At 61.4% G+C, this 24,472-nt stretch carries 21 protein-coding genes; 13 read left to right on the top strand and 8 right to left on the bottom strand.

Annotated features, from left to right (window positions below; genetic code table 11):
• Positions 1-24 precede the first annotated feature (24 nt).
• Together AC13F2_RS14155 and AC13F2_RS14150 are read left to right on the top strand one after the other, a co-directional pair.
• Complete coding sequence (locus AC13F2_RS14155; protein WP_482965580.1) at positions 25-1,275, top strand: class I SAM-dependent methyltransferase; 1,251 nt, start codon at positions 25-27, stop codon at positions 1,273-1,275.
• Positions 1,272-2,474: a serine hydrolase domain-containing protein gene (locus AC13F2_RS14150; RefSeq protein WP_397490927.1), complete on the top strand. Its 1,203-nt coding sequence runs from the start codon at positions 1,272-1,274 to the stop codon at positions 2,472-2,474. The genes AC13F2_RS14155 and AC13F2_RS14150 overlap by 4 nt, the downstream gene beginning before the upstream one ends.
• 123 nt (positions 2,475-2,597) lie before the next feature.
• Here the strand turns inward: AC13F2_RS14150 and AC13F2_RS14145 are convergent, their stop codons facing one another.
• The 3 genes from AC13F2_RS14145 to purF form a co-directional block, all read right to left on the bottom strand.
• Positions 2,598-2,945, bottom strand: a complete 348-nt coding sequence (locus AC13F2_RS14145) for a PilZ domain-containing protein (RefSeq protein ID WP_221598312.1) — start codon at positions 2,943-2,945, stop codon at positions 2,598-2,600.
• Positions 2,946-3,057: 112 nt separating this feature from the next.
• Complete coding sequence (locus tag AC13F2_RS14140) at positions 3,058-3,768, bottom strand: SDR family NAD(P)-dependent oxidoreductase (RefSeq protein ID WP_482965579.1); 711 nt, start codon at positions 3,766-3,768, stop codon at positions 3,058-3,060.
• Entirely contained in the window at positions 3,768-5,240 is a 1,473-nt protein-coding gene (gene purF, locus AC13F2_RS14135) for an amidophosphoribosyltransferase (protein ID WP_482965578.1), read from the bottom strand. The genes AC13F2_RS14140 and purF overlap by 1 nt, the downstream gene beginning before the upstream one ends.
• Before the next feature lie 169 nt (positions 5,241-5,409).
• Here purF and AC13F2_RS14130 point away from each other — a divergent pair, with 169 nt between their 5' ends.
• The 7 genes from AC13F2_RS14130 to AC13F2_RS14100 all read left to right on the top strand — a co-directional run bounded on the left by AC13F2_RS14130 (position 5,410) and on the right by AC13F2_RS14100 (position 13,807).
• Positions 5,410-6,651, top strand: coding sequence for a lipoprotein-releasing ABC transporter permease subunit (locus AC13F2_RS14130; protein WP_103023708.1), 1,242 nt, complete (start codon positions 5,410-5,412; stop codon positions 6,649-6,651).
• The gene (locus AC13F2_RS14125) at positions 6,644-7,330 is read left to right on the top strand and encodes an ABC transporter ATP-binding protein (RefSeq protein ID WP_482965577.1); all 687 of its coding nucleotides are present in this window, start codon (positions 6,644-6,646) and stop codon (positions 7,328-7,330) included. The genes AC13F2_RS14130 and AC13F2_RS14125 overlap by 8 nt, the downstream gene beginning before the upstream one ends.
• Positions 7,331-7,376: 46 nt before the next feature.
• The gene (locus tag AC13F2_RS14120) at positions 7,377-7,652 is read left to right on the top strand and encodes a hypothetical protein (protein ID WP_196846024.1); all 276 of its coding nucleotides are present in this window, start codon (positions 7,377-7,379) and stop codon (positions 7,650-7,652) included.
• Between the two features lie 50 nt (positions 7,653-7,702).
• Positions 7,703-8,182 (top strand): glutathione peroxidase, encoded by a 480-nt coding sequence (locus AC13F2_RS14115; RefSeq protein WP_482965576.1) that lies wholly within the window; start codon positions 7,703-7,705, stop codon positions 8,180-8,182.
• Positions 8,183-8,257: 75 nt separating this feature from the next.
• On the top strand, positions 8,258-11,734 hold the full coding sequence (gene dnaE, locus AC13F2_RS14110) for a DNA polymerase III subunit alpha (RefSeq protein WP_482965575.1): 3,477 nt from the start codon (positions 8,258-8,260) through the stop codon (positions 11,732-11,734).
• 30 nt (positions 11,735-11,764) lie between these two features.
• A complete protein-coding gene (locus AC13F2_RS14105) occupies positions 11,765-13,363 on the top strand; it encodes a long-chain fatty acid--CoA ligase (RefSeq protein ID WP_482965574.1) in 1,599 nt (532 codons plus the stop codon).
• Positions 13,364-13,375: 12 nt separating this feature from the next.
• Positions 13,376-13,807 (top strand): DUF1330 domain-containing protein, encoded by a 432-nt coding sequence (locus AC13F2_RS14100; protein ID WP_482965573.1) that lies wholly within the window; start codon positions 13,376-13,378, stop codon positions 13,805-13,807.
• Between the two features lie 21 nt (positions 13,808-13,828).
• Here the strand turns inward: AC13F2_RS14100 and AC13F2_RS14095 are convergent, their stop codons facing one another.
• From AC13F2_RS14095 to AC13F2_RS14075, 5 genes are all read right to left on the bottom strand, one after another.
• Positions 13,829-14,926, bottom strand: a complete 1,098-nt coding sequence (locus AC13F2_RS14095) for a PA0069 family radical SAM protein (protein ID WP_103023830.1) — start codon at positions 14,924-14,926, stop codon at positions 13,829-13,831.
• Positions 14,927-14,986: 60 nt separating this feature from the next.
• Complete coding sequence (locus AC13F2_RS14090) at positions 14,987-15,958, bottom strand: hypothetical protein (RefSeq protein ID WP_482965572.1); 972 nt, start codon at positions 15,956-15,958, stop codon at positions 14,987-14,989.
• Between the two features lie 156 nt (positions 15,959-16,114).
• Complete coding sequence (gene moaB / locus AC13F2_RS14085; protein WP_482965571.1) at positions 16,115-16,642, bottom strand: molybdenum cofactor biosynthesis protein B; 528 nt, start codon at positions 16,640-16,642, stop codon at positions 16,115-16,117.
• 11 nt (positions 16,643-16,653) lie between these two features.
• Positions 16,654-18,372 carry a lytic transglycosylase domain-containing protein gene (locus tag AC13F2_RS14080; RefSeq protein WP_482600672.1) on the bottom strand — a complete coding sequence of 573 codons (1,719 nt, stop codon included), beginning with the start codon at positions 18,370-18,372 and terminating at the stop codon, positions 16,654-16,656.
• A complete protein-coding gene (locus AC13F2_RS14075) occupies positions 18,372-19,154 on the bottom strand; it encodes a uracil-DNA glycosylase family protein (protein WP_482965570.1) in 783 nt (260 codons plus the stop codon). Before AC13F2_RS14075 ends, AC13F2_RS14080 begins: the two co-directional genes overlap by 1 nt.
• A gap of 79 nt (positions 19,155-19,233) precedes the next feature.
• Between AC13F2_RS14075 and AC13F2_RS14070 the strand changes: the two genes are divergently transcribed.
• The 4 genes from AC13F2_RS14070 to ilvD all read left to right on the top strand — a co-directional run bounded on the left by AC13F2_RS14070 (position 19,234) and on the right by ilvD (position 24,461).
• Entirely contained in the window at positions 19,234-20,880 is a 1,647-nt protein-coding gene (locus tag AC13F2_RS14070; protein WP_482965569.1) for an electron transfer flavoprotein-ubiquinone oxidoreductase, read from the top strand.
• Positions 20,881-20,970: 90 nt separating this feature from the next.
• A complete protein-coding gene (locus AC13F2_RS14065) occupies positions 20,971-21,801 on the top strand; it encodes a 4-(cytidine 5'-diphospho)-2-C-methyl-D-erythritol kinase (RefSeq protein WP_482965568.1) in 831 nt (276 codons plus the stop codon).
• The gene (locus AC13F2_RS14060; RefSeq protein WP_482965567.1) at positions 21,798-22,523 is read left to right on the top strand and encodes an N-formylglutamate amidohydrolase; all 726 of its coding nucleotides are present in this window, start codon (positions 21,798-21,800) and stop codon (positions 22,521-22,523) included. The genes AC13F2_RS14065 and AC13F2_RS14060 overlap by 4 nt, the downstream gene beginning before the upstream one ends.
• Positions 22,524-22,613: 90 nt before the next feature.
• A complete protein-coding gene (ilvD, locus tag AC13F2_RS14055; protein ID WP_482965566.1) occupies positions 22,614-24,461 on the top strand; it encodes a dihydroxy-acid dehydratase in 1,848 nt (615 codons plus the stop codon).
• Positions 24,462-24,472: the final 11 nt, after the last annotated feature.

Below are 24,472 nucleotides of genomic sequence, written 5' to 3'. Positions count from 1 at the left end.
GCCGGACGCGCCATAGGACCGGCGATGGACATGCCGACAACCCAGCGCGGCCGCGAGCTGCTCTCCGGATCCCAGCGTTTTGCGCGCAAGCCCGGTTGGCTTGCCAGGATCACCGCGCCGGGTTTCGGCAAGATCCTGGACCGGATAGACGCCGCGCTGATTTCCGGTGCAATTTACGGTGTTTTGCCGGATGGAACTAGTCGCGTACTCGGCGGCCGTGCTCCAGGCTTCGAATGCGAAGTCCAGCTGCGCAGCTGGAACGCTCTCGTTCGTCTCGCCAGCAACGGCTCGGTCGGCTGGTACCAAGCTTGGGAAGCGGGTGAATGGTGGAGCCCGGATCCGGTTCCGCTCTTCGCGCTTTTCATGCAGCATGCAGGGCGTCTGGGCGATACGGCGCGCGCCAAGGGCCCTTTTCGCCATGCGCTTAAGCTGGCCCATCTGATCAATCGAAACACCCATGAAGGCGCGCAGAAAAACATCAGTGCGCATTACGATCTGGGGAACGACTTCTACCAGGCATGGCTCGACGCGACGATGAGTTACTCATCCGCTCTAGAGTTGCGCGACGACGGGCTTGAACCGGCGCAGCGGCGTAAATGGGATGCACTGGCGTCGCGCATCAACGACGCTCCGAAAGTGCTTGAGATAGGGTGTGGATGGGGTGCGCTCGCCGCGCATCTTGCCTCTCGAGGCGCTTCTGTCAACGCGATCAGTTTGTCCGATGAGCAACTGACATGGGCGCGCGACCATCACGACGTCGCAGTGGATTTCCGCAAGCAGGACTATCGCGATACCGCCGGGCAATATGACGCCATCGTCAGCGTCGAAATGGTCGAAGCGCTTGGGCGTGAATACTGGCCCACATTCATGGATTGCGTGGCGCGGAATCTGAAACCGCGTGGCCGGGCGGCCATCCAGTACATTTCGATGCGCGACGACCTGTTCGAAGATTATGCGAAAAGCGCGGACTTCATTCAGGCCTATATATTCCCCGGCGGGCTTCTCATCAGAACCAGCGAGTTCCGGCAACTTGCCGAACAGCGAGGCTTGTCGTGGCGGGATCAGAAAGACTTCGGTCTGGACTACGCCGACACGCTGAAGGCGTGGCGTCACAACTTCGATGCCGCGCAGGCAGAAGGGCGGTTGCCGCAGGGGTTTGACGATGGGTTCTGCGATCTGTGGCGGTATTATCTGCAATATTGCGAAGGTGGTTTTCGCGGTGGCGGGATCGACGTGCACCAGGTCACGCTAGTCAAACAGGGAGAAGACAAATGAAACGGCTCTTGATCTCGACTGCCGCATTGGCGCTGGCCGGCTGCGTTTCGACTAATACCGATACGCTTGGCTCGGCAGCACAAACGCCAACAGTTACGCAGTCGACGCCCGAGGATATGGCGAGCCTGGATCCAAGCGATTCCATACTGTTCTGGAGCGACGACCGCCGATCCGAAGCCTTTCGCGACATGGAGGCGCACTTCCCCGGTCTCGAAGTTGCTCCGGCATCTGTCCCACGCCCTTTGCCACGTTCGACACAGACCTTGCCGGACACGCTTCAGAGTTCGATCCGAACCTATATGACGAGCAGTCACGCTGCCGGGTTTATGGTGCTGAAAGATGGAAAGATCGTGTTCGAAGATTACGGTCTTGGTTTCGGTCCAAGCGGGCGCTGGACCAGCTTTTCGGTGGCAAAGAGCTTCACATCGACTCTGCTTGGGGCGGCGATCAAGGATGGCTTTATCGAAAGCATCGATACTCCCGTTACCCAGATCATTCCGGCCCTCGCTGGCACGGCGTATGAAGGCGTAACCGTCGGCCAGATCGCGACGATGACGTCGGGGGTGGCGTGGAACGAGGACTACAGCGACCCCGATAGCGATGTTGCAAAGATGCTCGGCATCACGCCCGTAGCTGGCGAATCGCAGGCTGTTACCTACGCCCGCACACTCCAGCGCGAAGCGCCTGCGGGCGAGAAATGGGTCTACAAGACCCTCGAAACCAACCTTCTTGGGCTGATCGTGGAAGAGGCGACTGGCAAGTCCCTCGCGGCCTATGCAGCGGAAAAGATCGTTGAGCCGGCCGGTTTCGAAGGTGGCCTATTCTGGATGCAGGATCTGACCGGCGGAAATATCGGCGGTTGTTGCCTTTCGTTGCGGCTCGCCGATTATGCGCGAATGGGCCAGTTTGCACTCGAGGGAGGCAAAGGAGTGGTGCCCGAAGGCTGGTTTGTCACCGCCGGATCGCCGCTGGTCAACTTTGGTCCCCAAGCTCCAGGTTTCGGCTACGGATATCAGTGGTGGACTTATCCAGGCGGCAATTACGGCGCACAGGGTATTTTTGGTCAGGCCATTACGATCGTACCAAAAGAGAAGCTGGTCGTTGCGGTTGTGAGCAACTGGGAGACCGCGACCAGCAGAACCGACCGAGAAGGATTTCGGGAGCTGGTTGGAAAAATCACCGAAGCACTTGAGGAATAGATCGGCGAAGAATGATGACGGTGGCCTCGGGGCGCGCCGTCATCGCTCGCCATTCGGATAGATCCCTGTCCGATCATCGGATGGGGCGCCCAACGTGCTCCTCCCTATACTCGCAGCGGAATGTCAGTAGGAGCGGTAAGCTCCGTCGCCGCTATACCGGGCAAGAATGGACTCATGGACAATCGGGCTCAGCAGCTCGCTGAAAGCGCAGCCGACCATGCAGCTCTCCCACCAGACAACCTGCGCCTGCAGCGATTCCAGACCGGGAAGGGTAAGCCAGCAAAGCTGCCCTTCGTGCATGCGATTGAGTGCTGCCGCCGAAAACCCCGAAATCGAGAGGTCGTGCACAACGGTCTGAAACGCCCGCCCGCCGCTAGCACGCAACTGGCCCGGGATGGTGAGCTTCGTACGCGGAGCACAGCGATCTTCCTGCGCTACGAAGGAGTAGCGGTCGTGTGTATGGTGGATCATGGCTTTCGCCCTTCCGCGGTAAATTCGAAATCGAAACGTCTCGCGTATACGCGACGCGCACTATCGAATATCGCGTTTCAGGGTTGCAAATTCGTTAGGACGGCTGGTTAATTCAGCCTTCGACGCGCTCTCGGTGGAAGTCCTCGAAATCGTTAACGAGTAACTCGACCAAGCGCTTTGCAACCTCTTCGGGCGCCTTTACCGTTTTCGGATCCTCACCCGGATAAGCCTTCGCGCGCATTTCCGTACGGGTCGCGCCAGGATCGAGCATGGCCACGCGTACCTTCGAAATCTTCTCGACCTCCTGCGCATAGCTTTCGAGCAGATTGTCGAACGCGGCCTTGGTGGATGCGTAGGCGGACCAGTACGCGCGCGGGGATGCACCGACGCTGCTTGTCAGGCCTATAACCCGCCCTGCGTCGGCGCGCTTCAACAGCGGATCGAAATTGGCGAGTAGTGCTTGGGAGGCAAGGAAGTTCACTGTCAGCGCCTGGCTCAACTGCTTCCCATCGATTTGCGTAACCGGTGTCAGGGTTGGCAGATAAGCTGCTGACAGAACAAGATAGTCGAGCCTATCCCACCGACTGCCGATCGCCGAGGCAAGGCGCGCGATTCCGTCGCTTTCAGCCAGATCGACCGGCGCGATTGTCGAAGCGCCACCGGCTTCGTGAATTGAGTCTTCCACCTTTTCCAAAGCGCGGACATCGCGTCCCGTAAGGACCACATGCGCCCCGGCTGAAGCGAGTGCAGTGGCAGTCGCAGCGCCGATGCCTTTGCTGGCCCCCGTTACCAGCGCGAGGCGGTTTTCCATCGGTTTGGTCATCAGGCGACCTGCTCCGCCGCGAACGCAAGTTGCTGCTGTCGATCCTCGCGCCGCGACAGATCGGTCAACGAGGTCGGATAATCGCCCGTGAAACAAGCATCGCAGAATTGCGGGCAGGCGGAATTACGCGGCTTTTCACCCACCGCACGGTAAAGCCCGTCGATCGACACGAAGGCCAGGCTATCGGCCTTGATAAATTCGCGCATGGGTTCGACATCCATGCGGGCTGCCAGCAACTTGCTGCGTTCAGGCGTATCGACACCATAGAAGCAGCTGTGTGCAGTCGGCGGGCTGGCCACGCGGAAGTGAACTTCCGTAGCTCCGGCATCGCGCATCATCTCCACGATCTGCAGGCTGGTGGTGCCACGAACGATGCTGTCGTCGATGAGCACGATCCGCTTGCCTTCTACAAGAGCCCGGTTGGCATTGTGCTTGCGTTTGACCCCGGCATGGCGGGCGCCGTCGCTAGGCTGGATGAAGGTGCGTCCAACGTAGTGCGAACGGATGATGCCAAGCTCGAAAGGAATTCCAGATTCCTGCGCATAACCGATGGCTGCCGGAACGCCGCTGTCGGGCACGGGAATGACGAGATCAGCTTCGATCGGCTTTTCCCGAGCCAGCTCTGCGCCGATGGCCTTGCGCGCTTCGTAGATGCTGCGCCCGTCGAACACTGAGTCCGGACGGCTGAAGTAGACATGCTCGAAAATGCAGGGCCGTGGGGCGTAATTGCCAAAGGGATGCAGCGAATCGACGTTGCCATCGAAACCCACCTTGATCACTTCGCCCGGCTCGACCTGGCGGACGAATTGCGCACCGACGACGTCGAAGGCGACTGTTTCGGAAGCGAAGACGGTCGCATCGCCCATCCGGCCCATCTGCAAAGGACGGATGCCGAGCGGGTCGCGACAGGCGATCATTCCTTCCGGAGTCATAACGATAAGCGCGTAAGCGCCTTCAAGCAGACGCAGGGCATCGATCAGCCGGTCCATCGTCGTCGGATAACGACTGGTTGCCACGAGATGGATGATCACTTCGGTATCGCTGGTCGATTGGAAAATCGACCCACGCCGGACGAGATCTTCGCGGAGCATGCCCGCATTGGAAATATTGCCGTTATGCGCCACAGCGAAACCGCCGCTCGCAAGATCGGCATACAGCGGCTGAATGTTGCGCAGGCCGGAGCCACCGGTCGTCGAATACCGCACATGCCCTGCGGCCATCGTACCGGGCAATTCGGCGATTGCTTCCTGAGAGGAGAAATTCTCCGCCACGTGGCCGAGGCCGCGGCGCGTGTAGAATTCGGCGCCGTCGAAGCTTGTTATGCCAGCAGCTTCCTGACCACGGTGCTGAAGTGCATGCAGGCCGAGCGCGGTAGCGGCAGCGGCATCGGTCGCATTGATGGCACCAAAGACGCCACACTCTTCGCGCAGCTTGTCGCCATCCTCGTCGAGAAACGGGTGGGTAATATTCATCGGAAGGCCTGTCTGCCGCGGCTGATCGGGATGCGCGCTCCAATGGCGATGTTACGCGTCGATTACAAGGGCAGTGCGACGGTTGACCTGTCCCGCCGCATGATTTCATTGCGCGGAAAGGTTCGTCTGCCTACAGGCCTGTTACCTGCAGGCAAAGACAAGGGACGTCTTGATCCTCTCTCCTTTCGAATGGACCATCGCCAAACGCTACTTGCTTCCGGGCAAGGGCGAGGCATTTATTGCGCTTGTCGCGAGCATCTCCATCGGCGTCGTGATGCTGTCTGTTGCCATGCTGGTCGTGGTGATGAGCGTCATGAACGGCTTTCGCGCAGAACTGCTGGACAAGATCGTAGGCCTCAATGGCCATGCCATCGTTCAGGCCTACGGCGGGCGCATGGACGATTGGGAAAACATCCTTCAGGAAGTGCGGCAGACACCCGGCGTGGTTCGCGCCTCGCCTCTTATCGAACAGCCCCTCTTGACCAGTTTCAACGGAAGGGTTGAGGCGATTCTGGTGCGGGGCAACACCCCGCAGGACATCCGCAATCTGTCGTCCAAGGTCGTGAGCGGCAATATCGATGAGCTTGCGCCTGGAGCCCGGAAGGTCGCCATCGGCATTCGCCTCGCGGAAAATATCGGTGCGCGCGTCGGCGACACCATTACCGTTATCAATCCGCAAGGACGTTCCACTCCATTTGGCACACTGCCCAGACAGGTTGGTTACGAAGTCGCGGCAATCTTCGAAGTCGGCGTTTACGACTATGATGGGGCGTTTGTAGTCATGCCGATGCAGGACGCGCAAACGCTCCTGCTACTCGGCGATACCGTTCAGATGATCGAGGTCACCGTCAACGATGCCGACAAGGTCGGCGAAATCCTTGCCCCTGTACAGCGTTCGCTCCAGGGACGTGCGGTGGTATCGGACTGGAAGACCATAAACGCGACGCTGTTCGAGGCCTTGCAGGTGGAGCGAGCCGCAATGGCGTTCGCCTTGAGTTTCATGGTCTTGGTTGCGGCATTCAACATTCTTTCCAGCCTCGTCATGCTGGTTCGCGCAAAGACCCGGGACATCGCTATCATGCGCACCATGGGCGCGACCAGGCAGAGCCTGATGAAGATTTTCGTGACAACCGGCTTCACGATCGGTGCCATCGGGACATTGGCCGGACTTGCATTCGGTTTCCTGATACTCGCCGGACGCAAGCAGATCGTCGAGGTCATCGGCGCGCTGACCGGGCAGAACCTCTGGGACCCGCAGTATCGTTTTCTGACGACAATCCCTTCCAAGATAGACGGTATGGAGGTCGGCATGATCGTGTTGCTCGCGCTTCTGCTCAGCTTCCTTGCTACCCTTTACCCTGCATGGAAGGCCGCAAGTACCGATCCGGTACAGGTGCTCCGTTATGAATAGGCGCGGTGTGGAACCAGTTGTCGAACTGAAAGGCCTGACACGCAGCTTCCAGCAGGGCGGCGTAAAGATCGACGTTCTGTGCGGGGTCGATTTGGCAATTATGCCCGGCGAGATAGTAGCCCTTCTCGGCCCTTCGGGTTCGGGTAAGTCGACCCTGTTGCAGGCTGTTGGCTTGCTCGAAGGCGGCTTTGGCGGCGAGATCGTGATCGGCGGTCAATCTGCCGAGAAATCAGATTCGCGCGCGCGCACCGTGCTTCGCCGCGAACATCTGGGGTTCGTCTATCAGTTCCACCATTTGCTGCCCGATTTCGATGCGCGCGAAAATGTGATCTTGCCGCAGCTGGTTGCGGGCACCCCGCGCGCCGAAGCAGAAGCGCGCTCGGAACAATTGTTGATTGCGCTTGGACTGGGCCATCGGCTCGACCATCGCCCCAGCCAGCTTTCGGGCGGGGAGCAGCAGCGCGTGGCCGTAGCCAGAGGTCTTGCGAACAAGCCGGATCTGGTGCTGGCTGATGAGCCAACCGGCAATCTGGATGAAAAGACGTCGGACAAGGTTTTGGCTGAATTTCTGTCGCTCGTTCGCGGCGAAGGCAGCGCGGCCCTGATCGCGACGCATAACGAACGCCTGGCCCGGAAGATGGACCGCGTGGTTCGATTGCACGAAGGGTTGCTCGAATAGAGGACCCACATCGCTCTTTGCTCGTTGATCGGGAAAGGAGATTTTGATGACCGACCATCCCAGTACATTCAAGGGCGAGGATACCCACCGCGAGGGCGTGCAGTGGGACGACCGCGCAGAGATTCATTCCGCTGAAGACGGCCAGGGTATTCTGGACGGCGGCAAGGGACTTCGCGGAGGCACTCTGGCCCAGATGGTCGCGCAAGTGATGGCCTATCCACCCGCTGAGCGGGGCCGCTTCGTCATTCAAAAGGCCGGAGACCATCGGCTCGATTTGGCTGAGATAGAGGCGCTCGCCGCGCGGGACGACTTCCCGGGTTGATGCTTTACCCCGGCCTTACCATGAGCTCAGATTCGAGGGACTGACCTGCCATGACAACCATCGCGGACTTCACCGTCGTAAATAACAAGGGCGAACAGATCGATCTGAAGCAAAAGCTGGGTAAGATCATTTTGGTCGTGAACACCGCGAGTAAGTGCGGGTTCACACCACAGTACGAGGGGCTCGAAGAACTATTTCAGCAGTACCGGGAGCAGGGTTTCGAAGTGCTCGCCTTTCCGTGCAACCAGTTTGGTGCACAGGAACCGGGCAACGCAAGTGAGATTGCAGAATTCTGTAAAATGAACTTCGGGCTGACCTTTCCCCTAATGGAGAAAGTCGACGTGAATGGCGACGACGCGAGCCCCTTGTTCGACTGGATGAAGGCCGAAAAACCCGGTCTCATGGGGTCGAAGGCGATCAAATGGAATTTTACCAAGTTCCTGATCGACAGAAAGGGCAATGTGGTGAAACGATATGCCCCGACCGACGCACCCAAGTCGATTTCGAAGGATATCGAGAAGCTCCTCTGATCTTCCGAAGAGCTGTGGAGAAGTGAGGCCGGAAGTGACTGGTGAATCGCGCGTGCAATACGCATATTGCAGTGCATGTCGTTCAAGCCCTTCGTCCCTTTCCGCATCCTCTCCGCCTACACCATGCTGGAAGGTGCGATCGACCCGAAGGCGATGGCCAAATTGGCCAAAGAACGCGGCTTTCCCGCAATCGCCATTGCCGATCGCAACGGCCTTTACGGCTCAGTCATGTTCGCGAACGCCTGCAAGGCGGAAGGCATCCAGCCGATCATCGGGACCCTTCTTGGTGTTGCGCGGGATGGCGAAGGGAAGCAGGTCGACTACCTGCCGCTCTACGCGCAGGACGAGCAGGGCTACGACAATCTCTGTCATCTCGTCAGCCGCGCCCATCTGGAACGTCCGCTCGAGTTCGAACCCCATGTCCGCCTGAACGATCTTGATGGCCGCACCGGTGGACTCATTGCATTCAGCGGGGCAAGCGAGGGCGCGCTGACGAAGCTTCTGGCCGAGGGACAGCAGAGCCACGCAGAGATCCTGCTGCAAAAACTTCAGGAGTTGTTTCCCGGACGGCTTTACATCGAGTTGGCTCGCCGTGGTAACGAGGTGGAACAGCGGGCAGAGGCCGCGCTGGTCGAGTTGGCCTACGACCGTGACCTCCCTCTCGTCGCCACAAACCCTGCAAATTTTGCAGAGCCGCACATGCATAAGGCGCATGATGCCATGCTGTGCATTGCCGGATCCACGCATATCGACGCCGACGAGCGAGCGAAGTCGAACCCGGAAAGCTATGTAAAAACCTACCACATGATGGACGAGGCTTTCGACGATCTGCCGGAGGCTGTTCAGAACACGCTCGTCGTGGCGCAACGCTGTGCCTATGCCCCGCCATACCGCAAGCCGATCCTGCCCAGCCTTGCAGGTGACCTCGAAGGCGAGGCGCGCATGTTGGCGGAAGATGCCCACAGGGGGCTAGAAGCGCGTCTCGAACCGTATGGCGAGATGTCCGAAGACCAGCGAGGGATTTATTTTGATCGCCTGAAATTCGAAGTCGATATCATCAATCAGATGGGCTTTCCGGGCTACTTCCTGATCGTTGCCGACTTCATAAAATGGGCCAAGGACCACGATATTCCTGTGGGCCCGGGACGTGGTTCGGGTGCGGGTAGCCTCGTCGCATGGGCTTTGACCATCACGGATCTCGATCCAATCCAGCTCGGTCTGCTGTTTGAACGTTTTCTCAACCCCGAACGCGTTTCGATGCCCGACTTCGATATCGACTTCTGCGAAACGCGGCGGGGCGAGGTGATCCGTTATGTCCAGCAGAAATACGGCCACGATCACGTCGCTCAGATCATCACTTTCGGTAAACTGAAGGCGCGCGCCGTTCTGCGCGATACCGGCCGCATCCTGCAGATGAGCTATGGGCACGTGGATCGCCTCTGCAAGATGGTGCCGAACCATCCGACCGACCCTTGGACGCTGCCCAGGGCGCTGAACGGGGCCGCCGATTTCAAACGGGAATACGACAACGACAATGAGGTGAAGCGCCTCGTCGATCTCGCGATGCAGCTCGAGGGCTTTCCTCGTAACAGTTCGACCCATGCCGCAGGCGTGGTGATCGGTGATCGACCGCTTGCCCAGCTTGTGCCGCTTTATCGCGACCCGCGGTCGGACATGCCGGTTACGCAATACGACATGAAAAATGTCGAAAGCTCCGGCCTCGTCAAATTCGACTTTCTCGGTCTCAAGACGCTGTCGGTTCTCAAGAAGGCCACCGACCTGCTCAAACGGCGTGACATCGAGATCGATCTTTCGCTTCTGCCGCTCGATGACGCCAAGGTCTACGAGCTCATGAAGAGCGGCAATACGGTGGGGGTTTTCCAGCTTGAATCGGAAGGCATGCGCCGTACGCTGACGGCGGTAAAGCCGACCAATTTCGGCGACATCATCGCGCTTGTTTCGCTTTATCGTCCGGGCCCGATGGATAACATTCCGCTGTTCGGCAAGCGCAAGGCCGGTCAGGTGGAAATCGAATATCCGCATGCCAAGCTGGAAGGCATTCTGGCCGAAACCTACGGGATCTTCGTTTACCAGGAACAGGTTATGCAGGCCGCGCAGATCCTTGCAGGTTACTCCTTGGGCGACGCCGACCTTCTGCGCCGCGCAATGGGTAAGAAGGTCCAGGCAGAAATGGATGCGCAGCGCGAACGCTTCGTTGATGGCTGCAAGAGAGTATCCGGTATCGACAAGGGCGAGGCCAACGCGCTGTTCGACCTGATCGACAAGTTCGCGGGCTATGGTTTCAACAAGTCTCACGCCGCAGCTTACGCATTGCTTGCCTATCAGACGGCTTGGCTGAAGGCGCACTATCCTGAAGAATTCTACGCCGCCTCGATGTGCTTCGACATGCATCAATCCGAAAAGCTGGCGATCTTCGTCGACGATGCTCGGCGTAGCGGCATCAAGGTGTTGCCGCCGTCGCTGAACTATTCGGAAGCGGAGTATTCGGTCGAGCAAACCGATGACGGTTATGCAGTGCGTTATGCATTGGCTGGCATACGCAACGTCGGCGAGCGAGCTATGGAAGCGATCGTCGACGAGCGCGAGGCTGCAGGGCGTTTCAAAAGCCTCAAAGATTTGTTCGAGCGTCTGCCCAAGGGCTCCATGAATTCTCGCCAGCTGGAGGCGTTGATCAGTGCCGGGGCACTCGACGAATTCGAACCGAACCGCGCCAAGCTGTTCGCCAATGCCGACATGCTTATGGCCGTGGCCGATGCCGCAGAGCGCGAGCGGTCGAGCGGACAGGGTGGATTGTTCGGAGGCGAGGCCGCGCCGGTCGAAGATACATTGCGCCTCAAGGAAGTCGAGGAGTGGTCGCTCAGTGAAGCGCGTCACCGTGAGAAAGAGAACATGGGGTTTTCGTTCAAGGAACATGCCACGGCGGTTTATCGGGAAATTTCCAGCGCGCAGGGCGCCCGCTCGCACGCATCTCTGATCGCAGGGGGCGTTCCCGGTGGCGGACGGATGACCGCCGTGATGGCGGTGCAGGTCGAAGGAGCCAGCAAAGGCACTACCAAGCGTGGCAAGCCGTTTATACGCGCGGACTTTTCCGATAGCTCGGGCCAGTTCAGCGCCGCCTGCTTCGAAGAAGGTCTGGTCGACAGATTCCTCGAATGGGCGGACAAGCAAACCTGCGTGAAGCTCGACGTGGAGCTCGACAGTCCGAGCCCCGATGAGCCGCCTCGCATAACCGTGCGGCATGCCGTCCCGCTCGATGCCGTTCGGGGCAGCATGGCAATGTTGCTGACGCTCGAGGTAGAAAGCGTCGACGCGCTGAACCAGTTGGCAATCGAACTCGGTGAAGACGGCGCAGGGGGCGATGAAGTAATGGCCACGCTGCTCACCGGCGATGTGGCGCCGCCCGTCATGCGCCTGGGACGGGCATTTTCTATCGATGGGGACCTCGCCGAACGCTTGGCAAGTGTGCCCGGCCTTGCCAAGGTGCAACTGACCGCGCGACGAGGAAAGGCAAACTTGCGCCTCGTTGCCTGACGGTCGAACCGACGGGTGAGAGGAGAGTTTATGGCGTTTGGTGCGATGCAGGACTGGAACATGCGAATTTCGCATGTGATCGATCATGCGGCTCGGGAAGCATCCGGTCGCGAAATCGTGACCCACTGGGCCGATGGCACCGAAACGCGGACGGACTGGGCGGGCATCCATCTGGACGCGCGGAAGATGGCTCAGGCGCTGTTGGCGCTTGGCCTGACAAAGGGCGATCGGGTGGCAAGCCTCGCGATGAACCATTCCCGCCATCTGGTGAGCTGGTTCGGCGTGGCGGGCATGGGCGGGGTGCTCCACACCTGCAATCCACGTCTGTTCGAAGACCAGCTCGAATACATCGTCAATCACGCCGAAGACAAAGTCATGATCTATGACGCGGCGTTCCAGCCGATCATCGACAAGATGCGCGACAAATGGCCGACGGTCGAACATTACATCTGCTTCGACAGCGGCGAGCATACGACCAGTTTCGAAGACTGGATTGGCGAGCAGGACGGCGAGTTCGAATGGGTCGAGGGGGACGAACGCGATCCCTGCATGATCTGTTACACCAGCGGCACGACCGGCAATCCCAAGGGTGTGCAGTACGAACATCGTTCCACCCTGCTGCACGCGATGGCCGGGCTGCAGACCAGCGCATTCAATTTCAGCGGTTCTTCCGTCATGCTGCCGGTGGTCCCGATGTTTCACGCCGCCAGCTGGGGCCTGCCCTATTCGGGGGCGATGGCGGGGATCAAGTTCGTCTTCTCCGCCGTGAACGACCCCGCGGTGCTGTGCGACCTGATGGATCGTGAGGGGGTGACCGACAGCGCAGGTGTGCCGACCGTCTGGCTGGCGACATTCCAGTATTGCGATGCGGAGGGCAAGGATCTGCCCAAGCTCAAATCGGCGACGATCGGCGGTTCCGCTGCGCCGAGGTTCATGATCGAACGGCTGATGAAGAACGGTACGCGCGTGCAGCACGCATGGGGAATGACCGAGACTTCGCCCATCGGGACGGTCGGCGGTCCAACGGCGAACTGGGACGAACTGACCTTTGAAGAGAAGGTGGAAAAGACGATGAAGCAGGGGCGGCCGATCTTCGGCGTCGAACTGCGTACGGTCGATCTGGACGACCGGTCGACGGTCCTTCCGCGCGATGGCGAGGCAAGCGGTGCGCTTCAGATACGCGGGCCGTGGATCATCAAACGCTATTTCAAGGCGGAAGAGGACGCGACCGATGCGGACGGCTGGTTCGACACTGGCGATGTGGCGATCCTGCATCCTGATGGGACGATGCAGATTACCGACCGCACAAAGGACGTCATCAAGTCCGGCGGCGAATGGATCAGCTCGGTGGAACTCGAAAATGCAGCGGTGGGCCATCCGGCCGTGGCGGAAGCGGCGGCTATCGGCATGCCCCATCCCAAGTGGGACGAGCGACCCGTTCTGTTCGTGGTCAGGAAATCCGGGACGGAGTGCAGTGCCGAGGACGTGACCGCATTCCTTACGGACAAGGTCGCCAAATGGTGGCTGCCCGACGCGGTCGAATTCGTCGACGACATCCCGCACACCGCCACCGGCAAGATCAGCAAGAAAGACCTGCGCGAACGCTTCAGCGACTATACGCTGGGCTGAGGAGGACGCACCATGACACAAAGCTATATCGACCCAAGCAAGACCAATTTCGAAGCATTCAAGGATCTGCCGCGCGATCAGCCGATCCATATGCTGAACCTGCTGCAGTACCGGGACCAGGCGGAATATCCCGAGGGCCATGACAATGCCGGCAAGGACTGGAGCGGACGCCGGGCCTACAAGGAGTATGGCAAGACCAGCGGCCCGATTTTCCGCCGGGTCGGCGGCGAAATCGTCTGGCGCGGGGCATTCGAGGCGGTGCTGACCGGGCCGGGAGCGATGCATTGGCACGATGGCTTTATCGCGCAATATCCCAGTGCGGCCGCGTTCTTCGAGATGATCACGGATCCCGAGTATCAGAAGGCCGTGGTCAATCGCACTGCCGCACTGGCCGACAGCAGGCTGGTTCGCTTCAAGCCGGGAGCGATGGGCGAGGGGTTCTAGCCTCTAAGTCTGCGAAAATTTTCACAGTAGCCGCAACTGACCGCCGACGGCCGGCGGGCGGAACCGGGTGCAGTCCAGTTCGAATTTCGATTTGCCCACGCCTGCGCGCTTGCAGGCGAGGCGGAACCTTGCGCGGAAGAGATCGGCCCAGACACCGGTGGGTTTCATGCGGGTGAAGAAGTCGGGATCGTTGTCCCGCGCCTGCCCGTCCTTGGCACGGATCGAGCGGACGATGTTCATGACCTTGTCGCCGCGTTCCGGAAAATGGACCGAGAGCCATTCCCGGAAGAGGGGCGCGACTTCGTGCGGGAGGCGCAGGGGTATCCAGCCGACGCTGCCGATCCCGAGCTGGCCCGCGCGCTGAACGATGTCTTCCATGAATTCATCGGTGATCGCCGGGATCACGGGAGCTATCGAACAATGGACGGGTATGCCCGCTTCGGCGAGTTTGGCGAGGGCGGCCAGACGCTTCGCCGGGGCAGCCGCACGGGGTTCCAGTTTGGCCGATAGCCTGGGGTCGAGGCTGGTCACCGATATTGCGACCGCAACCAGCCTCTGTTCGGCCATAGCACGAAGCAGATCCAGATCGTCGCAAACACGATCCGATTTGGTTGTTATCGTCACGGGGTGACGCGCATCGAGACAGACTTCGAGCACCTCGCGCGTGATGCGATAATCCCGCTCGATCGGCTGGTAGGGATCGGTATTCGTCCCCATGGCGATGGGCCGCGGCCGATATTTCGCCTTGGCCAGAGTGGCCCGCAGGATTTCGGCGGCATTGGGCTTGGCGAACAGCTTCGTTTCGAAGTCCAGACCGGGAGACAGATCGTGATAGGCATGCGTCGGCCTGGCAAAACAATAGACGCAGCCATGTTCACAACCCCGGTAAGCGTTCACGGACCGATCGAACGCAATATCGGGCGATTGATTGAAGCTGAGTATCGTGCGGGGGCGTTCTTCGGTCACCTGAGTACGCAGCTTGACCGGCGGCCCGTCCAGCGTTTCCATATGATCGCGCCAGTCGCCATCCACCTCGCGCGTGGCGAGGCCGAAGCGTGTCGGCACATCGGCGCCCTGTGCGCCGCGTCCGGGAATCGCTGGTTCGAGACGACGTTCCATGAGGCAGAACATACAGCGAACAAAAAAGCTTTGCCAGTCTGTTTTCGCAAGCCTTGGCAGCTATCGCCGCGCATCTGTCCGCGGCGCTCCGAAGGGTGAGCGGGGGTGCGGTGCGGCCCGGTGCGATGAGCTGCGCACAAGCATTCGCGAGACGGCGCAGGTTGACACAGTTGACAGGGTCCTGGGCCGTCCCGAGGCCAGCGGTTCGCTAGCGGGTCGATCGACCGTCTGGCATGCCAGCGTCATCAGCTGCGCAAGCGCGGAAGGATCAACGCGTGGCGGCCGGACCCTGATGGGCAGTCCGGGAGCGGTCGGCGATGCGGGCCATCCACACAAGGCATCGACAGTGTCGAAGGTGTCGGCAAGGCGGCGATCCCATTCGTGCCCCGCGTCTTCCCGGGCCTGTGCAGCCACTTCGTCGCATTCGTCATCGAGACCACCCAGGAATTCGGCGCTGCTTTCGCTGACGGTCCAGCCGCTGTCGTCGTCGTCCTGAACGTCGTCCTCCGCCGCGCCGTAGAACACCTCGAGCTCTTTCTCGCGATGATTGCGGCGAGCTTCTTCGCCTGCCGCGGCGACAGCATCCTTGCGCACGGGCGGCAGGGCCAGTTTGCCGGTGGCAACACAGTTCAGCAATTCGTCGAAGCGACCGGCATCGGCGCAGGCGGCATTGTCACCGACCATCGCATCGAGGCGTGCCAGATGTGCCAGCAAAAGCCGCGCATCGTAGCGCCGGCGCGTGCCGACGAGCTCCCCGCGATAATAGATCTGTTCTTCCACCCCTTCGATGGCGCGTTCTGCCAGAGCCTGGACCCCGTTTTCCCGCGCCAAGACGAGCGCAGCGGCCCAGCCACGAGCGAAGAACGGATCGCGGCGACGCAGGCGATAGGCCGCTTCGGCGGACAGATCGACCGCGCGGCAGGCGGCGCGGGCATTCCCGTGAGCCGCCAGCCGGTCGAGAAAGCGCGCCTTCAGTTCGGGTGTCCAGCCACGCGCCGGGACATGGGCAAAGGGTTCGGTAATGTCGGTCATGATCCGCGTCTCCTGTCGGGAATGGAAGCGAATCAGGTCTGTTATGCAGGCGGAGCCGAGTAGGAAAATGAATTCTAGCAGAGGTTCGGCTTGCCGATCGGTGGCGGCATCATGGGCGGCCGGGTCGCCTCCGGCTCCTTGCAATAAAGGCGAAGGCTATCTTTCCCGGAGGCGGGGCATCAGTTCGACGAAGTTGCAGGGACGGTGGCGACTGTCGAGCTGGTGCGCAAGGATGCGGTCCCAGCCGTCTTTCACTGCGCCGTTCGAGCCGGGCAGGGCGAAGATATAGGTGCCGCGGGCGAGCACGGCGCAGGCGCGGCTCTGGACGGTGCTGGTGCCGATGGTTTCGTAACTGATCCAGCGGAATAGTTCGCCGAAACCGGGAATGTCCTTGCTCTTGACCTTGTCGAGCGCTTCCGGCGTGACGTCGCGGCCGGTGAGGCCGGTGCCGCCGGTGGTGATGATGCAATCGATCTGTTCGTCGTCGATCCAGCGATGAAGGTGCGCGGCGAGCTGGTTCACATCGTCGCGGCTGATATCGCGATCGGCGAGTTCGTGGCCAGCATCTGCGATGCGTTGGGCAAGAATATCGCCCGAAGTGTCATCGGCCGAGGTGCGCGTGTCGGATACGGTCAGCAGCGCGATACGCACTGGCTTGAAGGTGCGGCTTTCGTCGATTGGCATAAGCGTGTTCCTTACCTGGCCCGCGGAAACATGGGCCAGTCGTTTTCGGCCAGATCGACCCTGCTTGGCGCATCGGCATCCGCCTGGCGCAGATACATCCAGTAATTGCGCATCACGATGGCGACGTAGCCGCGCGTTTCCCAATAGGGGATGCTTTCCATGTAGAGCAGCGGATCGCCCTGATCGCGGATTTCACTTTCCCAGCGCGAAACGGGCGTGGGCCCGGCATTGTACGCCGCCATCACCTTGGGCAGCTTGCCCTGCGTAAAATTGGACGAATTGAGGGATTCCAGCGTGCGCTGGCCGAAGGCGAGATTGACGGCCGGGTCCTTCAGATCCGCGCCCGAACTCATGTTGATCGATGCGGCATATTCCCGCTGCGTGATCGGCATGATCTGCATCAACCCGATGGCACCTGCCGGGCTGACCACGGTTTCGCGGAAGTTCGATTCCTGCAAGGCATGGGCGAAGGCGAGGGCAGGGTCCACGCGCCATCCACCCACCGGTGCGCGGAAGGTGACCGGATAGCGCAGGCTGGGATGTGCCCCTTCGCCGCGCGGGGCATTATAGGCCATGAAGGTCTGCGCCCCCGTGAGGCCCAGCGCACGCGATAGCCGCGACAATGCGCCGTAATCCTTCGGGTCGCCCGTGCGGACCAGCCAGACGAGATCGTCCGCCGCCGCATCGCGCCGCCCGACTTCCGCCAGCATGACGGCCTGCCGGACCGCGTCTTCCTGGCGCAGATGTTCCCAATCGGCCTGTGTCAGGTCGGGCAAGGCGTGGGTCCGCGGAAGGTCGCGCCCCATCTGTTCGTGGGCCAGCATGCCGTAGAGGGTTTCCGGGAAACGCGCGGCGCCGCGCAATTGTTCGGCAGCCTTTTCAGGGAAGCGGCAGCGGATGAAAGACCGGCTGGCCCAGTAATGCGCCGCTGCGGTCAGTTCGGGATTGGCGGAGCCGGACGCGCTGCGCTGGAAGGCTTCTGCGGCCTTGTCGCAATCGCCCAGCCGCCATGCGGCGAGCCCGGCGACCCAATCGCCTTCCGCGACCCAGGCACCACTGCCGCCATCGCGGGTCGTATCCGCCATGGCCCAGGCCTGCGCGTCCTGATTTTCGATGTAGTAGCTGAAAGCGACGCGGTAGCGCCATTCCGCCCGCGCATCGCGCGACAGCGTGGCATCCACGCCGTCCAGCAGCAGGCGGGCACCATTCGGATCGTCATTGGTGATGCGTTCGAGGATCGCGGCCTTTACGCTTTCAGGCATCGTACCGTCGTTGACCGAACTGGGCCGGATACGCTTGGTCGACCCGGGCTGGCGGACGAGATCGCGGGCCGGGCGCAGATAGGGCGGGTTCACGAGCCCGCGCGTCTGGCCAAGGCGGACGATGGATTCCGCTTGCGGCAGCGCGGAATAGCGCGACAGCCAGCTTTCGATGCGCGGCAGTTCGATGCGCGGACTTTGCGGATGGAGGTAATAGGTCGCCAGTGCCGCGCCGTGGAGCGGGCCGTCATCGCGACTGGCCAGCATGACCTCGACCCTGTCCCAGTTCTGGCTGTCGATCGCTTCGAACAGCGAGCCGTAATAGGCGCGGTCGTCCTGCGAGAGGAGCTGCGGGAGGGAAGCCGCGTGCGAACGGGTGAAATATTCCACGCTGCCCTGCGCAAGGGCCGGGGCCGCGTGGAGGGAGGTGGTGGCGGCCAAAGCGGCGGCGGCGAAAATGCGAAGCGTCATCAAGTCCAGTCCAGCCATCGGTTCCAGAAAGTTTCCCGCCGGGCGGCCGAGCGGGCAAGGTTGCGCAGGTCAGGGGCGGCGAGCAGGGGGTAGGTCTTGCCGTCACAGTCCAGCGAGAGGGGGTCGCGCGCATCTTCGGGCGTCTTGCCGAACAGCGCGAGTTGCGCGCGTCCGAACAGGATCACGCGCTGCGGGGCGGCGAGCGCGATATGGGCCCTGACGATTTCGCCCAGACCGGCACCTGCAAGCTGACCCCAATCGGGCAGGGCCATTGGGGCCGGAAGGGCGCTGGCGATGTAGGCTTCGTGCTGGCCCATGCCCATTGCCGCGAGCATGGCATCGACGAATTTGGCGGCGCCGCCCGTCAGCAGTCCTTCGGCATCGTCATCGAAGGGCTGGGGCAAAAGCAGCATCAGCTTCGCGCCTGCAACGCCCCGCGGGGGAACGCGCCGATCGAGCGCGCCATCCGCCAGCGAAGCTTCCGACATCCACCATGCGCGAAATTTTTCGAGCGTATCGGGAAGGGCGGAGCGATCGATCTGCATGGCCGCACCTTCGCCCTGTTCGAGCGCGCGTTGCAGCGGGGTCTTGCGCTGTACCGGCGGCGGTGCGGGCGGAGGAGGAGCCGTTACGGCATCGTCGGCCTCCGGCTCGATCAGCCAGCCACTCGGCTCGTCCAGAAAATCGGCATCGACGCCAGCCTCGCGCCACCAGTCGAGCGCGCCTTCCAGGCTTTCGAGCGCCGTGACATCGCGCGAATTCGGGGGGTCGGCATGCATCATTACTTGGGCGCGGGTCTTGACCTCTAAAGCGCCACCAATCAAGGCATTCGCAACAGTAAAGCGACGAAAAGAGAGAGACATGAGCGAACGCGAATCCATGCCCTGCGATGTCGTGATCATCGGCGGAGGCCCGGCAGGCCTCGCCGCGGCGATCCGGCTGAAGCAAGTGAACGCGGAACTCGAAGTCGTGGTGCTCGAAAAGGGCAGCGAAATCGGCGCGCATATCCTGTCGGGCGCGGTGGTCGATCCGCGTGCGCTGGACGAACTGCTGCCCGAATGGCGCGACCAGGGCTGCCCGATGGCGGAAACCCTCGTGACGGAGAACCACCACTGGGTGCTGTCCGAAAGCGGAAAATCCGACCTTCCCGAGATGTTGCTGCCGCCTTTCATGAGCAATCACGGCAATTATACCGGATCGCTGGGCAATATGTGTCGCTGGCTGGCCGAGCAGGCCGAAGGTCTGGGCGTGATGGTCTTCCCCGGCTTTCCCGCCGCAGAAGTGCTGTTCGACGACAAGGGTGCAGTGACCGGTATCGTCACGCAGGACATGGGCATCGCCGAGGATGGCAGCCACAAGGCCGATTACCAGCCGGGCATGGAAATCCATGCGAAATACACCCTCTTCGCCGAAGGGGCGCGTGGCAATCTGACCAAGCAGATGAAGGCGAAATTCGACCTCGAGGCCGATTGCGAACCGCAGGTCTACGGTCTCGGCGTCAAGGAATTGTGGGACATCGATCCGGCCAAGCACGAGCCCGGCCGCGTGATCCATACGCAAGGCTGGCCACTGAGCGAAACCGGCACCTGGGGCGGGGGCTTCCTCTATCACCAGGCCCACGGTCAGGTGGCGCTCGGCTTCGTGACCGCGCTCGATTACGCCAATCCCTATGTGTCGCCCTATCAGGAATTCCAGCGCTGGAAGCACCATCCGGACATCGCCGCGATCCTCGAAGGTGGCAAGCGCGTGTCCTATGGCGGGCGCGTGATCAACGAAGGCGGCTGGCAATCCGTGCCCAAGCTGGCCTTCCCCGGCGGCGCGCTGATCGGCTGTTCGGCCGGTTTCGTGAACGTCCCGCGCATCAAGGGCAGCCACACCGCGATGAAGAGCGGGATGCTGGCCGCGGAGAGCATCGCTGCGGCGATCGCCGCCGGTAGCGAGCATACCGAGCTGATGGATTACGATGCCGCCGTGCGCGACAGCTGGATCGCAGACGAGCTCAAGAAGGTGAAGAACGCGCAGCCCGCCGTCGCCAAGTGGGGCGAGGATCTGGGTACGGTCATCGCGGGCATCGACATGTGGATGCGCACGCTGAAGATCGGACTGCCGATCACGATGAAGCATCATCGCGATTACGAGATGCTGGAGCGGGCCGACAACTTCAAGCCGATCGCCTATCCCAAGCCCGACGGCGTACTGAGTTTCGACCGGCTTACCAATGTCAGCTTCAGCTACACCAACCACGCCGAAGACCAGCCTTGCCACCTTAAGGTCGCGGACATGGAACTGCAGCGCGAGAGCGAGCTGGAAGTCTTTGCGGGCCCATCCGCCCGGTACTGCCCGGCGGGCGTGTACGAGTGGATACTGGAGGAAGGCGCGGAGCCCAAGTTCCAGATCAATTCGCAGAACTGCATCCACTGCAAGACCTGCGACATCAAGGATCCGAACCAGAACATTACCTGGGTCACGCCCGAAGGCGGCGGCGGGCCGAACTACCCGAATATGTAATCGTCAGCGTTGCTTTCTCCATCATTGCGAGGGGGAAAGCGACGCGGCAATCCAGGCGCCAACGCCAGGGATTGTTTGGCTTCGCTCGCAATGACGGGGAATTGTGGCGTGGCCCATGTCGAAACCGCATATGCCAAGATCAACCTGGCGCTGCATGTTCGCAGGCGGCGGGACGATGGCTATCATGAGCTCGAGACGCTGTTTGCCTTCGTCGATGCGGGGGACGTGCTGACAGCCACCAGCGCGGCGCAGGATGCCGTGACGGTCATGGGCGAGTTCGCGGGCGGTCTCGACAACCCGTTCGACAATCTGGTGGCAAAGGCGCTGGGCAAGGTGCCGCGCGCCGACGGGCTCAGAATCACGCTGGAGAAAAACCTCCCTGTTGCGGCGGGGCTCGGTGGGGGCTCGGCGGATGCCGGCGCCGTTTTTCGCATCGTGAAAGAACTTCATGGATTGCCGGACGACTGGCACGAGCGCGCAACTGCACTGGGCGCGGATGTACCCGCTTGTGTCGAAAGTCGTACCTGTATCGGGCGCGGCACCGGCACCGAACTCGAAGCGGCAGATGACACTCTGGCGGGTACACCCGTCTTGCTAGTCAATCCGCGCGTCCCGCTCTCGACAGGGCCGGTGTTCAAGCATTGGGACGAGAAGGATCGCGGCGCCTTGCCCGATGGCGATGCCCGCACGATCACTCTCGACGGGCGAAACGATCTCGAAGCACCCGCCCTTTCGCTGTGCCCGCAGATCGGCGGGGTGCTTGCCGCCTTGCGCGGAACTTCGCCCTTTCTCGCCCGTATGTCCGGTTCGGGCGCGACCTGTTTCGCGCTGTTCGATGACAAGGCAGCGCGGGACGAGGCGGCGGATCGCATGGCCGCCGACCATCCCGGCTGGTGGCAGATGCGAGGAAAGCTCAGATGATCGACGGTCGGCCCTATCGCCAGGTGAATGTGGACGACATTCGACCCGGCGGATTGCTGGTAGTGGCCGATCACGCATCGAACCATGTTCCAGCAGGCATCGAACTGGGGATCGATCCCAGGCTGATGAACGATCATATTGCGATCGATATCGGGGTGGAAGGCGTTGCGGATCGTCTTGCCCGCCGCCACGATCTACCTGTGCACATCGCCACCGTGAGCCGTCTCGTTTGCGATTTTCACCGCAAGGAGAACGAACCGGCCGTTGTTCCAACGACCAGCGACGGGCACCTGATCCCCGGTAATATCGGCGCAGATGTGGAGATGCGGCTCGCACGTTATCATCGACCATATCACAACGCTTTGGCGGCGCTGATCGAACGCGCCCGGCCGCGTATGCTGGTTGCAGTTCACAGCTTCACGCCCAGCCTGGCGACCAGTGATGAAGAGCGACCCTGGGAAGTCGCCCTGCTGTACAATCAGGATGAGAGAGCGGCGCAACATGCCATTCGGCTGTTTCGCGAACAGGGTCTGACAGTGGGCGACAACCAGCCCTATTCGGGCAAGCAGCTCAACGCCACGATGGATCGCCATGCCGAGGCCAATGGCATTCCCTACTGCACGGTCGAGATACGACAGGATCAGATCGATACGGCCGCAGGGCAGGCGCGCTGGGCGGTAATGCTGGCAGACATCATGGGTCGCGTCTCGCTGGAGGTGTAAAGCCGAGCTTGGCCGGACCACGGGCATTCTTCCGTTAGCGTAGGCTTTGCTGTCTGCTAGGCTTCGCCTGGAAGCCAAGAGAGACCTGCCATGCCCGCCTATCGTTCCCGCACCACCACCCACGGCCGCAACATGGCCGGCGCGCGCGGATTGTGGCGCGCGACGGGTATGAAAGATGGCGATTTCGGCAAACCGATCATCGCGGTGGTCAACAGCTTTACCCAGTTCGTGCCGGGGCACGTGCATCTCAAGGATCTGGGGCAGCTGGTCGCACGCGAAATCGAGGCCGCGGGCGGCGTGGCCAAGGAATTCAACACCATCGCGGTCGATGACGGGATCGCCATGGGGCACGACGGCATGCTCTATTCGTTGCCGAGCCGCGACCTGATTGCCGACAGCGCCGAATACATGGTCAACGCCCACTGCGCCGATGCGATGGTGTGCATTTCGAACTGCGACAAGATCACGCCGGGCATGCTGATGGCCGCGATGCGCCTGAACATTCCCGCCGTGTTCGTGAGCGGCGGTCCGATGGAGGCAGGCAAGGTTGTGGTGAAAGGCAAGGAGGTCGCCCTCGACCTTGTGGATGCCATGGTCGCCGCGGCGGACGAAGCCTATTCGGACGAGGAAGTGACGGCCATAGAGCAGAACGCATGCCCGACCTGCGGAAGTTGCAGCGGCATGTTCACGGCCAATTCGATGAATTGCCTGACCGAGGCACTCGGTCTCTCGCTTCCCGGCAATGGTTCGCAGCTCGCCACGCATGCCGACCGCAAAGGCCTGTTCGAACGGGCAGGGCGGCTGGTGGTAACGCTGGCGAAGCGATATTACGAGGAGGATGACGAGAGCGTCCTGCCACGTTCCATCGCCAGCTTCGAAGCGTTCGAGAACGCGATGAGCCTCGATATCGCAATGGGTGGCTCGACGAATACCGTGCTGCACCTGCTTGCCGCCGCGCATGAGGCGGGGGTCGATTTCACCATGAAGGACATCGACAGGTTGAGCCGCCAGGTTCCCTGCCTGTCGAAGGTCGCACCGGCGAAAAGCGATGTCCATATGGAGGACGTCCACCGGGCAGGCGGCATCATGGCGATCCTCGGCGAGCTGGAAAAGGCAGGCCTGCTTCACACCGCGTTGCCGACCGTACACAGCCCGACCATGGCCGATGCGCTGGATGACTGGGACATTGGCCGCACGCAGAACAACAAGGTCCGCGAATTTTTCGCGGCGGCGCCGGGCGGGGTGCCGACGCAGACCGCTTTCAGCCAGTCGCGCAGGTGGGAAGAGCTCGATACGGACCGCGAAAACGGGGTTATCCGGAGCGCTGAACACGCGTTCAGCAAGGATGGCGGGCTGGCCGTGCTCTATGGCAATATCGCGCGCGATGGCTGCATCGTTAAGACCGCGGGGGTCGATGAGAGCATTCTGAACTTCTCGGGCCCAGCCAAGGTTTACGAGAGCCAGGACGACGCGGTGACGGCGATCCTGACGGGGCAGGTCGTCGAGGGCGATGTCGTCGTCATCCGCTACGAAGGGCCGCGGGGCGGACCCGGCATGCAGGAAATGCTTTATCCCACGAGCTATCTGAAATCGAAGGGGCTGGGCGCAGCCTGTGCCCTGCTGACCGACGGCAGGTTTTCGGGAGGAACGTCAGGCCTGTCGATCGGCCACGTGTCGCCCGAAGCCGCGGAAGGCGGCGCGATCGCTTTGGTCGAGGAGGGGGACAGGATCGAAATTTCCATACCCGATCGCACGATCAATCTAGCCGTGTCCGATGAAGTTCTGGCGGAGCGGCGCGCCGTCATGGAGAAGAAGGGCTGGCTTCCTGCCCAACCGCGAGAACGGCGGGTCTCGCCAGCGCTCGAAGCCTATGCCGCGATGACGACCTCTGCGGCGCGCGGGGCAATCCGGGATGTGGGCCAGTTGAAAACGCGCTGAGACTTGCCCCC

This window comes from Qipengyuania sp. L-5Y, from assembly GCF_056859455.1.
Note: the sequence above shows the minus strand (reverse complement) of the source record. Positions and strands in the feature narration are given on the sequence as shown.

Bases quoted from the DNA above. Each gene is read 5' to 3' on its own strand.
- AC13F2_RS14155 (WP_482965580.1), top strand. From the start codon at position 25: ATGGACATGCCGACAACCCAGCGCGGCCGCGAGCTGCTCTCCGGATCC.
- AC13F2_RS14150 (WP_397490927.1), top strand. From the start codon at position 1,272: ATGAAACGGCTCTTGATCTCGACTGCCGCATTGGCGCTGGCCGGCTGC.
- AC13F2_RS14145 (WP_221598312.1), bottom strand. From the start codon at position 2,945: ATGATCCACCATACACACGACCGCTACTCCTTCGTAGCGCAGGAAGAT.
- AC13F2_RS14140 (WP_482965579.1), bottom strand. From the start codon at position 3,768: ATGACCAAACCGATGGAAAACCGCCTCGCGCTGGTAACGGGGGCCAGC.
- purF (WP_482965578.1), bottom strand. From the start codon at position 5,240: ATGAATATTACCCACCCGTTTCTCGACGAGGATGGCGACAAGCTGCGC.
- AC13F2_RS14125 (WP_482965577.1), top strand. From the start codon at position 6,644: ATGAATAGGCGCGGTGTGGAACCAGTTGTCGAACTGAAAGGCCTGACA.
- AC13F2_RS14120 (WP_196846024.1), top strand. From the start codon at position 7,377: ATGACCGACCATCCCAGTACATTCAAGGGCGAGGATACCCACCGCGAG.
- AC13F2_RS14115 (WP_482965576.1), top strand. From the start codon at position 7,703: ATGACAACCATCGCGGACTTCACCGTCGTAAATAACAAGGGCGAACAG.
- dnaE (WP_482965575.1), top strand. From the start codon at position 8,258: ATGTCGTTCAAGCCCTTCGTCCCTTTCCGCATCCTCTCCGCCTACACC.
- AC13F2_RS14105 (WP_482965574.1), top strand. From the start codon at position 11,765: ATGGCGTTTGGTGCGATGCAGGACTGGAACATGCGAATTTCGCATGTG.
- AC13F2_RS14100 (WP_482965573.1), top strand. From the start codon at position 13,376: ATGACACAAAGCTATATCGACCCAAGCAAGACCAATTTCGAAGCATTC.
- AC13F2_RS14095 (WP_103023830.1), bottom strand. From the start codon at position 14,926: ATGGAACGTCGTCTCGAACCAGCGATTCCCGGACGCGGCGCACAGGGC.
- AC13F2_RS14090 (WP_482965572.1), bottom strand. From the start codon at position 15,958: ATGACCGACATTACCGAACCCTTTGCCCATGTCCCGGCGCGTGGCTGG.
- moaB (WP_482965571.1), bottom strand. From the start codon at position 16,642: ATGCCAATCGACGAAAGCCGCACCTTCAAGCCAGTGCGTATCGCGCTG.
- AC13F2_RS14080 (WP_482600672.1), bottom strand. From the start codon at position 18,372: ATGACGCTTCGCATTTTCGCCGCCGCCGCTTTGGCCGCCACCACCTCC.
- AC13F2_RS14075 (WP_482965570.1), bottom strand. From the start codon at position 19,154: ATGATGCATGCCGACCCCCCGAATTCGCGCGATGTCACGGCGCTCGAA.
- AC13F2_RS14070 (WP_482965569.1), top strand. From the start codon at position 19,234: ATGAGCGAACGCGAATCCATGCCCTGCGATGTCGTGATCATCGGCGGA.
- AC13F2_RS14065 (WP_482965568.1), top strand. From the start codon at position 20,971: ATGACGGGGAATTGTGGCGTGGCCCATGTCGAAACCGCATATGCCAAG.
- AC13F2_RS14060 (WP_482965567.1), top strand. From the start codon at position 21,798: ATGATCGACGGTCGGCCCTATCGCCAGGTGAATGTGGACGACATTCGA.
- ilvD (WP_482965566.1), top strand. From the start codon at position 22,614: ATGCCCGCCTATCGTTCCCGCACCACCACCCACGGCCGCAACATGGCC.